The 11,102-nt window shown below is 47.5% G+C and carries 18 protein-coding genes; 2 read left to right on the top strand and 16 right to left on the bottom strand.

From position 1 onward, the window contains the following. Nucleotides 1–440: 440 nt before the first annotated feature. From JK211_RS16215 to JK211_RS16145, 15 genes are all read right to left on the bottom strand, one after another. The gene (locus tag JK211_RS16215; RefSeq protein WP_212709656.1) at nt 441–1,262 is read right to left on the bottom strand and encodes an antitermination protein; all 822 of its coding nucleotides are present in this window, start codon (nt 1,260–1,262) and stop codon (nt 441–443) included. Nucleotides 1,263–1,371: 109 nt separating this feature from the next. Then, nucleotides 1,372–1,947 (bottom strand): recombination protein NinG, encoded by a 576-nt coding sequence (locus JK211_RS16210; protein WP_212709659.1) that lies wholly within the window; start codon nt 1,945–1,947, stop codon nt 1,372–1,374. Next, nucleotides 1,901–2,614 carry a metallophosphoesterase gene (locus JK211_RS16205; RefSeq protein WP_212709658.1) on the bottom strand — a complete coding sequence of 238 codons (714 nt, stop codon included), beginning with the start codon at nt 2,612–2,614 and terminating at the stop codon, nt 1,901–1,903. Before JK211_RS16205 ends, JK211_RS16210 begins: the two co-directional genes overlap by 47 nt. 104 nt (nt 2,615–2,718) lie before the next feature. Further along, a complete protein-coding gene (locus tag JK211_RS16200; protein WP_212709655.1) occupies nt 2,719–3,000 on the bottom strand; it encodes a dATP/dGTP diphosphohydrolase domain-containing protein in 282 nt (93 codons plus the stop codon). Beyond that, a complete protein-coding gene (locus tag JK211_RS16195) occupies nt 2,997–3,164 on the bottom strand; it encodes a NinE family protein (protein ID WP_212709654.1) in 168 nt (55 codons plus the stop codon). The genes JK211_RS16200 and JK211_RS16195 overlap by 4 nt, the downstream gene beginning before the upstream one ends. After that, nucleotides 3,157–3,411 carry a hypothetical protein gene (locus tag JK211_RS16190; RefSeq protein WP_212709653.1) on the bottom strand — a complete coding sequence of 85 codons (255 nt, stop codon included), beginning with the start codon at nt 3,409–3,411 and terminating at the stop codon, nt 3,157–3,159. The genes JK211_RS16195 and JK211_RS16190 overlap by 8 nt, the downstream gene beginning before the upstream one ends. A 9-nt stretch (nt 3,412–3,420) precedes the next feature. Continuing rightward, the gene (locus JK211_RS16185) at nt 3,421–3,870 is read right to left on the bottom strand and encodes a DUF1367 family protein (protein ID WP_212709652.1); all 450 of its coding nucleotides are present in this window, start codon (nt 3,868–3,870) and stop codon (nt 3,421–3,423) included. Nucleotides 3,871–4,267: 397 nt separating this feature from the next. After that, the gene (locus tag JK211_RS16180; RefSeq protein WP_212709651.1) at nt 4,268–4,519 is read right to left on the bottom strand and encodes a phage protein NinX family protein; all 252 of its coding nucleotides are present in this window, start codon (nt 4,517–4,519) and stop codon (nt 4,268–4,270) included. A gap of 10 nt (nt 4,520–4,529) precedes the next feature. After that, a complete protein-coding gene (locus tag JK211_RS16175; RefSeq protein ID WP_212709650.1) occupies nt 4,530–4,925 on the bottom strand; it encodes a hypothetical protein in 396 nt (131 codons plus the stop codon). Nucleotides 4,926–4,998: 73 nt separating this feature from the next. After that, the gene (locus tag JK211_RS16170) at nt 4,999–5,265 is read right to left on the bottom strand and encodes a hypothetical protein (RefSeq protein WP_212709649.1); all 267 of its coding nucleotides are present in this window, start codon (nt 5,263–5,265) and stop codon (nt 4,999–5,001) included. 17 nt (nt 5,266–5,282) lie between these two features. Then, nucleotides 5,283–6,668 carry a replicative DNA helicase gene (locus tag JK211_RS16165; RefSeq protein WP_212709648.1) on the bottom strand — a complete coding sequence of 462 codons (1,386 nt, stop codon included), beginning with the start codon at nt 6,666–6,668 and terminating at the stop codon, nt 5,283–5,285. Next, complete coding sequence (locus tag JK211_RS16160) at nt 6,665–7,762, bottom strand: replication protein (RefSeq protein WP_212709647.1); 1,098 nt, start codon at nt 7,760–7,762, stop codon at nt 6,665–6,667. Before JK211_RS16160 ends, JK211_RS16165 begins: the two co-directional genes overlap by 4 nt. Beyond that, a complete protein-coding gene (locus JK211_RS16155; protein WP_212709646.1) occupies nt 7,749–7,907 on the bottom strand; it encodes a hypothetical protein in 159 nt (52 codons plus the stop codon). Before JK211_RS16155 ends, JK211_RS16160 begins: the two co-directional genes overlap by 14 nt. A gap of 38 nt (nt 7,908–7,945) precedes the next feature. Continuing rightward, on the bottom strand, nt 7,946–8,224 hold the full coding sequence (locus JK211_RS16150; RefSeq protein WP_212709645.1) for a CII family transcriptional regulator: 279 nt from the start codon (nt 8,222–8,224) through the stop codon (nt 7,946–7,948). 110 nt (nt 8,225–8,334) lie between these two features. After that, nucleotides 8,335–8,562, bottom strand: coding sequence for a helix-turn-helix domain-containing protein (locus tag JK211_RS16145; RefSeq protein ID WP_212709644.1), 228 nt, complete (start codon nt 8,560–8,562; stop codon nt 8,335–8,337). A 106-nt stretch (nt 8,563–8,668) separates the two neighbouring features. On the opposite strand from JK211_RS16145, the gene JK211_RS16140 reads away from it, so the two are divergent. Further along, nucleotides 8,669–9,364: a helix-turn-helix transcriptional regulator gene (locus JK211_RS16140; protein ID WP_212709643.1), complete on the top strand. Its 696-nt coding sequence runs from the start codon at nt 8,669–8,671 to the stop codon at nt 9,362–9,364. Nucleotides 9,365–9,776: 412 nt separating this feature from the next. Then, nucleotides 9,777–10,022 carry a hypothetical protein gene (locus JK211_RS16135; RefSeq protein ID WP_025901431.1) on the top strand — a complete coding sequence of 82 codons (246 nt, stop codon included), beginning with the start codon at nt 9,777–9,779 and terminating at the stop codon, nt 10,020–10,022. 219 nt (nt 10,023–10,241) lie between these two features. Here JK211_RS16135 and JK211_RS16130 read toward each other — a convergent pair whose 3' ends face one another. Next, nucleotides 10,242–10,865 (bottom strand): hypothetical protein, encoded by a 624-nt coding sequence (locus JK211_RS16130; RefSeq protein ID WP_371734652.1) that lies wholly within the window; start codon nt 10,863–10,865, stop codon nt 10,242–10,244. Nucleotides 10,866–11,102 lie beyond the last annotated feature (237 nt).

Raw genomic sequence — 11,102 nt, 5'->3', positions numbered from 1 at the left:
GAGAAAAGCTCGGTGCTGTGTGTAGGGATTCACCCTGTGCCGTTAACGCTACAGTCAGAGAGGATTTTTAACGGGTCGTCGATTGGCAGAGGGTGAAATTCGGGCATAAAAAAAAGGCCTCACCGAAGTGAAGCCTGCAATTTAGCGATATGGGAATCCCCACATCGAAACATTATCAATGAGTTAACTGATGGTTCCCTCACAGATGAAGGGACCATATCGAGGGCTGCCTCGTAATGGTCTACCCCTCGAATTCGGGGGAATTGAAACCATATCGGTGACTCCGACAAAATGGTGGAATTACACCAAATAAAAAACCCCGCCGGAGCGAGGTTCTTTTTCATCCCTTACAACAGGACGGAATACTAATTGTTGGTAATCATAACCACAGGTTCGGGAAAAGTAAATAACCTCTAGAAATATTTTCTCTAAGTTATGTATTATATAGTTGCTTTTGCTAAAGAAGCATTAGCCCACGATTCTTCTATTTCAATCTTGGTGATTAGCTGGTCATAAAATGGCTTAATACTTTTCTTCCATGTGGCCAATGTCAGCCCTGTCTCTAGTTCCTCAATTGCCCGGAATGCCTCCGTAGATGGTATTCTCTCGAAACCTCTACCAACGCAGCGCTTGCACTCCCCGATTACTGGTACGCCTTGCTTAAGTGTCTCTTTACGATCTGCGACCTTACCCCGCCCCTTGCAGTCGAGACAGGCAGATGACACGACACCCTTACCTTTGCACTCATGGCACAGGACTTTGAAGACCTCTCTAACCTCCCGGCCAACATTACATCCTAGTTTCGAGTCCAATCTCCTGATAGATGTCACCTGTTCCGGCCTTACAGCACCAAACGCAGACTTCATCGTGAATTTCTCAACCTCAATGAATCCCGTAGCTTCACAGCACTGGCATGGCTTTTTAGTTGATGCGCTTTGGCAATAATCCATGTAGGCATAAATTGCGAGTCTTTGCATAACAAGTGGCTTAATATCAGTATCAAGCTTGCGTAAGGCGGCAACCTTATCGCAGTTTTCCAAGGCATATTCCGTTAAGAGTGATACGGCGTTCTGAGCGTCGTTTTCACTAATCCCTACCTTTCCCATGAAAGCATGATAACCAAGCGGCGCATTCGACATAGCGAAACCCATCGCAGCGATGTAATCAGTACCCGTTAGCGTGTCCGGAGATGTTGCCGGGGCCATGCCACTAAAGTTCTGTGTCTTAGCGTAATGATATTTCACTGTTGATTCTAAGCTCATGACTTCTTCCTCCGCTTCTTTCCGGGTTGGGCCGGGTAACTATATGGTGGGTTGTACTGGACTGTCGGGGTGATCGGAGTGAAGTGGTTGAGGAGTTTGGTTAGCCAGATCATGAATCCTCCCGCTGTTTAATCAGCTCTCTGGTTTTCTTCCTGTAACGCACCCTGAGCAATTCCAGTTCTTCCCTGGTGTATCGGTGTGGCTCGTTGTTGTTTTCGAGCGCCTCGACCCGCTCAGTGCCGATTTTGGCTATCAGATTGAGACGGTACGGACCGATATTTCCAGAGTGATGGGTATTACAGGCTGAACATTGGCTATTACAGTTGTCCTCGTTGAACCGAAGCTGACTTGCCTTGGCCGTAGTCCGGTAGTGCCCGGCGTGATAACTGACCGCCGACCGGCTGCCGCAACTGATGCAAACCTCCCCGTCCCGCGCCCTGATGAAGTCGTTAAACGCCCGCTGGGTCATGTTCATCCAGTGGCTTAATGGATTCAGGTCTGCTTTACGTTCCCGGTGCGCTTTCCGATCGGCAATAGCCTGCCGCTCAGCCTGTTTCGCTGATTGGTGCTTGCTGTATTGGATTGCGCAGGATGGTGAGCAGACTATCTGGGTGGTGGTGCGGGGGAAGTATTTCGATTTACATTGGCGGCAAGTTTTCGGTTTCGGCTTCTTCTGCCTGACCATCATCACCTCCCTGAATCTGATGAAGTGTGAGGTTTCCGCAGAACACTGCTCCGGTATCGATGTAAAGTTGGTTGCAAACTTTGTACGGTCGCTTTGCCGGTGTGTGCCCGAAGATGAATAAATCAGCACCATCGATATTAAACCCAAAGCCGTCCCACGCTTTACTCACCCGCTCCCGGTTCCAGATTACTTTTTCAGAATCCACTGGTTTTCCGTATTCGTATTGGCCGCCAGGGTATTCAGCGTGACAGACCACTACCTTACCTCCGCCAGACAAGGTAACTTCCAGTACGTGCGGGAGCTGATTTACCTTCCCAGTGAGGGATTTGAGCAATACCTCTTGGTCATAGTCCATACGGAAGTACCAATCCCCACCGTTCATAATCCAGTGGTTGATATTCCCTTCCCCGGACAGACCATCAATCATCATCTGTTCGTGATTCCCGCGGACCGCACGAAACCATGGCATATTTATTAGGTCCAGACACTCCACGCTTTCAGACCCACGGTCTATCAGGTCGCCCACTGAGATAAGCAGGTCTTTTTCTGTATCAAAGCCCACGCTATCAAGTTTATTCATCAGAAGCGTGTAGCAGCCGTGAACGTCACCAACGACGAATATCTGCCTGTATTTGCTACCATCAACTTTCTGGTAAATCGTGTTCATCATCACCTCCCAGGTCATAAAAGTTCGGGCTCTTTGCGCTGTACAGTTCATCGCAGGAGTCGCAGAGTTTCCCGTCTTCAGCAGGGAATCCGAAGGCTGTGCAGTCAGTTTGCATTTTCATCAATCCATATCAGGAATATCAGGCAACAGGCGGCGTGGGCCAAGTGAGGTAAGTTACTTTCCTCATCCAGACGTTCACCACCCCACCATGCGGTTAAATGTCGGATAGCAGCATTGAAATAACGCTCCCTGGCATCAGGAACTGTTTTCCAGTTGTCTACGGCGTACTTCTTCGCACCGAATTCCAGCACTTCAGAAATCCTGAGCACCGCTTGCACCGGAAAAAGGCTGAATCGCCACTTCCCTGCGTCATATTTTGTTGTCATATGCACCTCATCCTCATGCAGTCATATTTCCTTTTGCGCAGCAGATAGCCAGGGTCATAAGTGGTGACCTCGGAGGCTGGCGGGATTGGTTTGGGTTTATTGCGGGAGAGTTTTGTAGGAGTGAATATCAGGTTATCGATGGCTTTCTGTGTCGGGCTACCCATGGCACCCCCTGAGGTAACTATCCAGCAGTTTTACACGGCCAACAGATGGCATTGTGCTTTTCCGGTAAACATTGGCCCACGCCCGTGCAGGATCGGTTTTGAACTGAATTTTGTCGTTATCAATCAACCACCGGAGGTCCTGGTTTACTTTGCTGGCATGGAACCCTGTAGCTGCGACTATTTCACCGTTGGTTAACCAGCGGCCTTCCTCGAATAGGTCGAGTATCTTTTGTCGGTATGGTGTCATAAGACTTCCTCAGAAAAAGGCATACAGCCTGTTTAGGATGTTCGGGTCTTTGGTCCCCGAGAATATGTGTTTGATGGCGGCGTTAATCAGTGCGCTGTACACCCTCTCGAAACGTTCTTGCTCCATACTGGCGAACGCCAGGCTTTCCGCTTCTGTCCGGACGTCACCGTTTAACCGGACTGTCTGGACATAGAAACCGGCCAGTATCGTCAGGTCTTTACGGAACCGGTCAAACTGGCTGTGCTCGTCCATATGCTCCAGACCGGCACGATTGGCGCACCAGTGATCGAAGCAAAAGCCAAAGAAGGCCATTACCTTGCGGTGAAAGGATGGATTACGGGTCAGTTTGATTTCGGCGATGTAGGTTTCGCCGGATTTGAAGCGGTTAATTCGAGGAAGGTCTATATCGTCTGCTAGTGCGAATACGCCGCCTGGGTGTTTCACCAGGTCGAATTGCAAAGGTCACTCTCCTTTCTAGCTATCCTGTAGTGCCTGTCGGGATGCTTGCCATGCCTGCCAAGATGTTTGACTGAAAGATATTTTGTATTTATCTCTATCTATTACTTGCCGAGCTATAGCTAAATTCTTAAGTTCCTCTTGTGGATATAATGTTTGTATCCACTCCTCAAACTGCCTGCGGGATTCATCCATTGTCAGCCTCCTCTTTTGAAAATAATTGAACTTAACAGCGACAAGCCTGAGTACGGTAGAGGTACGAAAACCAGCCATGTGAGGATAGCCCCGACCAGTAAGTTAAACGGGTCACCGCCTTTGTTGACCAGCCTGAAAAATGATGTGCAGCACATCGCCGTAAATATCACGCCGTAGGCCATGTAGAGATACTTGAAAACTATCATTAGGCAGACTCCTTCATCATCAGGAACACTATCATTGCAGCGCGGAGTGGGTTTTCATGAGTTGCAGAGACGTGGAATGTTGCAGACCCTGCGATCCAGGTAATTTCCGTGGGATAAAGTGAAATATTATTATCTGAGACTATTGGCCCAGATTCTTCCCATGAGTTACACCAGTCATCACCCCGTGGAATGCTTAGTGCGTCAGATACCGCATGGTTAATCTGCTCGTCACTCATCTCTTGGTAATTCATCTTCCTCTCCCTAAAAACTCTGAGGGTTACTTGCCTTGAATTCGGCACAGCACTTTTCCATACCTGGTATCGTTGTAAGTTCTTCACCAGATAAAAGCGCTTCCATGTACGCTATACAGCGTTTTTTTGGCGTGTCCTGCTGATACTTTTCATGAGTGCCATCATTAACGGGATAGATGATATAAGACGTTGACACGAGGGAATCAAACCAGTCGAAGTCAGAGCTAACATTGTCATCACCGGCGTGTCCGCAGAAATTACTAAGATGGCCGTACAGGCAATTGCCTTTTCCGTCCTTCGTTCTTACAACATCCGTACACCAGGTCGAATCATCTGTTGATTTCAGGTAAGCGATGAAGTCCATCAGAAACGGTTGCCATTCATAGCCATATTTATCTTTGAGCATCTTCCTCTCCAAATTCAGGCACAAAAAAACCGCATTAAGCGGCTTTGTTCATCAGATTAATTGTGTTTTTTGGCTAAAGGATTATGCCTTTAAGCTCACTAACAACTTGGATAAACCGTCTGAGAACATCTTTTTCAATCCAGGACTTCGAGGTTAAGTGGAATATCCAGGAAATAATCTGCTCATGAGTTTTTAGCCCGGACAGAGGAACTTCATACCACTTATCGATTTTCCCTTCGGGCAGGGCTAACAGGATGTAATCCCCGTCCACTATCACTTTTTCTGCCAGTTCTTTTTGGCGGTTTAAGTGCTCTTCTACATCCAGTTTTTTCAGTGTCATTGCAGGCCTCATTAGTTTTAACAGTCGATTTCCGTATAGCTTCCGCTGTTTGCCAGGGACTTAAAGTCTAGCGGATCTAATCCTGAAAGCGCACTGCTAAAGTAGTAGGATTTTTCAGCGCCGGGTACGTGACGGGACTTGGTGCAAATGATTTCTGTAACGCCCTTCATCTCAGTTTGAGGGTTATACTTTTCATCCCGGTAGACCATAAAAATAACGTCAGCCTCTTGCTCTATAACGCCAGATTCACGCAGATCGGAGTTTACCGGTCGTTTGTTGGCGCGCTGCTCAAGGTTACGATTTAACTGTGCCAGTGCTATGACCGGACACCTCAACTCCTTTGCCAGATTTTTCAACCCCGTTGCTATTTCACCCACTGACTGGTTCATATTCTCAGGGTTGGTCATTTTCATCTTCTGGAGGTAGTCCACGATGATTACACCCAGGCCGCCAGTCTGCTTGTGCATCCTTCGAGCCTCAGACCGAATCTGGTGAACGCTTAAGGCTGTTTTGTCGTTGATATGAATCGGGGCACCCTGAAAGTCCTGAAGAGCCATACTAAGCTTTGCCCATGCCGCATCACAAACACCTTTATTTTCCTCATTGAGAAGCTGCTCCTTGCTGATGCGGGCACGGTGATATGCTACACGTTGGGATATCTGCTCAATAGGCATTTCCAGACTGAAAAATAAGACCGGTTTTTTGCTGTGTAGTGCTACACACTCGGTTACTGTCGTGCTGAACATGGTTTTACCCATACCAGGACGGCCGCCAACGACGATGAAATCGGTGTTATTAAAACCTCCGAACGCCTCATCGATTGTTTTCATTCCAAGCTGAGTGCGGTGCTTCCAAATGTCACCACTGATGATGGACTCAATCTCGTCAATGGAAATATTGATGCCGTCCATGATATGGCGCGTTCCGGACTCCTGTTGAGTCTCAATTGAACCAATTTCCGACTGTATTCCTCCGATAATATCCACCAGTGGTGTCAGGCCCGGATCCTGAAGTTTCGTCATACCTGCGTGAAGCGTGGCCTGAGCTTTTCTCCCAAGCGAAAGCTCTTTCAGTTTTGTGGCATAGGCACCAAGGTTGCGCGCTGAAGGGGTGTTTTTTGTTATTTCAGCCAAGTAGGAGAACCCACCCACTAATTCTATCTCTCCTGTCTGCTCAAGCTCTGCACTCAGTGTTAGCAGGTCAATCTTAGCGCCGCTGAAGTGGAGTCGCTTAATTGCGCCGATAATCAGCCTGTGAGATGCGCTTGTGAAATCATCAGCCGCCAAATTTTCAATGGCGTCCATTGCGCCGTCCTGTAGCTCTTCGATTGAGGACGCAAGCAGCATCGAGCCGATCACACTTTGCTCAACGTACATATCGGCATAACGTGATGAATTATTCATTGAGTAACTCCCTGTACCGAAAGTTTATATTCCCGGCGCGCCTGCTCGTAAACCTTCGCCCAGTTTTTGGCGTCGAGAATCCAGTCGAGAGTGAGCCATGGCTTGTCGTGTAAACCATCGCATAATCTGGACTTGCGGATCAGGTCGAACACAGTGGCGATGTGTTTCTCTTCACGCCATGCGCCGCTGTTGGTTTTGCCGTTCCAGACACGCTCCATAGCACGGTATGCCGGACGTGATTTGTTCCACTCATGAGATTCCACAGCTCGGTCCGGGAACTTGCCATTCCACAGGCTGATTAGTTTTTCATGTGGACACGGGGACGGATTTCGTTCAGAGCCTTCGCTCCACTTCAGAGCGTCAGACAGGTAAGTATCAAACCGCGTCATTCGGCAAAGGTTATTCGGTGATGGTTTGTTTTTCCAGACAGTGACGGCCCATTCAGTAACCAGCTTCACTTCCTCTGCGCTGTAGCAAGTCCCTTTCGCCTTGATAGTCCTAAGGGCTTTTTCAAAAGGCTCTGGTGATGCGCACCTGCTGTCCGTGATGTGGTTATAAAAATCAAGACACTCCTGGGCGAGCTTTGAGTCTCCCCCCTGGGGGGTTAGGGGGGTTTTATCTTTTATATTTTGAATAATATCTTTTGTGTGTTCCGTTTTGGTAACACCCTGAGTTACCGGTTTGGTAACATTATTTGTTCCCGATTTGGTAACAATGTTATCTATTTGGGAACAGTCAGGAATACACCACTCAGATATGTTTTTGTTGGGGCCAATCTTGCCACCATCTTTTACCAGAACTTTCATTGAGATAAGTTCATTTTTGGCAATGTTTGCCTTGGGTCTGCTGATCCTGCAAATCTCTGCGAGTTGACTATCTGCAATCCTGTCCATTTTTTTCTTAAAGCCATATGTCTTACGGCATACAGCGTGTGCCACCTTGGCCTGATTCCGGGTGAGATTAGCCCCGATCAACGCCTCATAAAGCGACATTGCCAGCATGATGAAACCATCATCGGTGTCGGCCACTTTGCGCTCCAGTTCTTCGTTTACCGGCTCATTTTGAACCAGTGATAAATGTCTAACGGCGACCATTCTTCACCCCCGCTTTAGCCAGTCGGTACTCACCAATAAGCCGGGCAGCAAAGGCCCGGTTGTGAGCAGCAACATCGACCAGACTGACCGGTCTTTCCGGGTGAAATTCTGGTCCCTTACCCTGGATTTTCTTCGTATTTTTCATGTATAATTACCCCTGTTGATTGATACAGTAATTAGCAATTAGGCCTCAAAGAATTCGCCGTTCTTTGGGGTCTTTTCATTTGTGAGCAATACCCGTAACCGCTGGGCCAACTCGTTAATCTGTTCGTCATCCACGCCCCACTCCAGCACCGCCAGTAGCAGTGACATCTTCGGAATGAAATTAGCCTTCCAGCGCGACACCTGAGACTTATCGACGCCAACAGCTTTCGCTACGTTGGTCAGCCCGACTAAGGCGATTTTGTTCAATAACTTGCTCTCAATTGCGCGAGCGTTGTTGCGTGTGGTTGTTACTTCCATTTGATTAAATCCTTGTGTGTGTAGTTGAGTGATCAGCAGGTGCTGTCACTTAAATTGGTCCCTGGTATTCCGAGGGTGGCAGATTGTAAAAGAGCGATGTTTCTATAAATCTATGCCGCTGACCGTGGCTTTCTGAACAAGTGAGGCATGTCTGGTCGAAGCTCGTAACTTTTGACAAGACCCTTCGTGGCTTTAACGACCAGGGGAACCTTGTCTGGGGAAACTTTGGCTTTCCCACTTAACCATTTACCTACCGCTTGTTGAGTAACCCCGCAGGCTTCACCGAGTTTCTTCTGTGAGCCAACATGGTCAATGGCGGTTTTAATTACGTTGTTCATAACAACCTCCATTGTGATTATGGTTGTCATTATAAAACTTTAGTTGTTTTATTTGCAACAACTATATTCGTTTGAACATGAACAACCTACGTTGTAGGTTCTTAATATGAAAACTACTTTTGCTGAACGACTGCGCGAGTCGCGGAAAAATAAGGGCCTATCCCAGAAAGCGCTTGGTGAGATGGTTGGTATATCCCAGGCTGCAATCCAAAAATTGGAGAAGGGATTGGCAACATCATCCTCATATACAAGCCAAATTGCGGAGGTGCTTGGGGTGCCGTCTATCTGGCTAGCAACCGGGGAGGACAAAGGCGGGGAATCCGTTCCTGATGAAAGTAAATGGGGGCGGCTGTCGCCATGGGATAGCAGAACACCTATTGAGGATGATGAAGTAGAAGTGCATTTTTTAAAAGATATTGAATTCGCTTGCGGGGATGGGACCTACGGATCAGAGGATCACAATGGTTTTATGCTTCGCCTCTCGAAATCAACGCTCCGTAGAGTAGGCGCTAATACCGATGGATCGGGAGTTCTATGCTTCCCGGCTACCGGTAACAGCATGGAGCCAGTAATGCCGGATGGCACAACAGTAGCCGTTGATACCAACAATAAAAAAATCACTGATGGAAAGCTGTATGCCATAAATCACGGTGGACTCAAGCGCATAAAGCAGCTCTACAAGATGCCAAACAATAAAATAAGCATCCGAAGTTTTAACAAAGACGAGTTTGCCGATCAGGAAGTCGATGCCAACGAAATTGAAGTTATCGGCAGGGTGTTCTGGTACTCAGTCATAATCTAAATGCAAGAAAGCTCACAAAATCCGCCAATGTGCGGATTTTTTTTCGTCTGTATTCTGAGATAAAACAACCCAATAAAACCGCATTAAGAAAAAATAACGAAAATAAACAACCATTGTTGTTGACATGAAAACAACCATAGTTTTAAATAAGCACATCGAAACGAAACATCGATGCGGTAAACGGACTACCTACCGCGCCGGACATGAAGTCAGGCTGCTATTTAAAAACAAGGTTCCTGTGAATACACAGGCCGAAGTGAGTTCTTCGGGGGTGAGTCACCGAGCACAAAATTAATCAGCAATGGCAGATCTCAGTCTGTCGCTGTATCGGGACGGCAAGGGGCACAAGGCTGAGACAGGGCCGCAATGCCGCGCTGACTCGCCCACCAAAGAACTTACAGAGGAAATCCCAATGAACAGAAACAGACGCCGCATGGCAGAGTTCAACGCCCGCAAGGCAGCCGAAGCAATGCAGCTTAAACCAGTTGATCGCGTTGAGCGGGCACTGAAAGCACCGAACTGGCGCAATCGCCCTGAGCAGGTATCTCAGTGTATGCCAGACGTAGCAATTTATTCAGCCGGCCACCGCACCAAGAGTGACCGGGTAACATGCACCGGCCGTCAGAAGGTCAGAGGCCGGTCTATTCCTTTAGTGTGAGGTAATGTATGGAAAAGCACGATGAAGAACTGAGAGCAGCTGTTCAGCAATTGGCTGACGGTGAAGGGATTAGCTTTGAAGAGGCTATAAAACTAGCAATAACTACGCTGAGAGATGAATGTCAGCGTAGGAGGGAGTGGCGAGAAGCTGGACCAGCATCTTGTAACGTAGGATGTGCTCAAATGAATAGCGGCTCAGCATTAGAGGTTTAACCTTTATCTAATAACTACTCCCTAATGGGTCTGGAGTTTTCTTCTGTTTTTGGTATTCCAGTGGGAACTTGTATTCGGACTGACAGTTATGACAACACATCGTTGTAAACGCCGCGTTGGAAGTTTTATATTGAAGTATAGACTTCACTTTAAATTCATAGCATTTAACACAAAGATAATGAGGTTGATACTCAGAGCCATCAGATGGTTTCAATCGGTAGACTACCGTGCTGGGAATCGGATGGTAAAGTTCGTAGTCAAGTTTTTGACTATCCCACTCATGTTTTGTTTTCAAAAGATTTTCGAGTTCAATGATTTTATTTTTTGCTTCGTCCAAAAGCTCCGTTAGCTCGAACTGACTGGTACGAGCATCAACAAGCATATCTAATAAATCAATAGTTTTAGTCTTAACATTATAATCGACCTGCAAGGCGTTGACTTCTTTTGCTAGGTCTACAGCACCTTTGAGGCTCCCGCTTGCTGTGGCAGCAACGTCGCTAATTCTTCTTAATATTCCTTTTTCTTCTGGCATAGGATAAATCTCAACACTGTAGGGGTGTTCAGATATTACACCAGAACTTGCTGTAGGGGTACGGCGGGCACGGGAGCCTGACCCGGTAAAAACAGGCACTAACTCAATCTGGCTTCGCTACGGCGAGGCCTTTTTTATGTCTGTCATATCAGCGTCCATTCACTGAGTGGGCGGTTATATGACCCACATTCAGGAGAGGATTATGGAAAGCACAGAGTTACAGCTTTACAGCCTGCCAAAGACGGCAGGTGAACTGGAAGCGGCGTTTATCAGTGGTGATTACACCGACCGGCTGATTGAAGAAATCCGCGCTAAAGCAAAGTCAGTCGTTGGTGA

Source organism: Tatumella sp. JGM130, from assembly GCF_018257525.1.
Lineage (GTDB): Bacteria > Pseudomonadota > Gammaproteobacteria > Enterobacterales > Enterobacteriaceae > Tatumella > Tatumella punctata.
The sequence above is the reverse complement of the archived record's forward strand: the minus strand, read 5'-3'. Positions and strand labels throughout refer to the sequence as shown.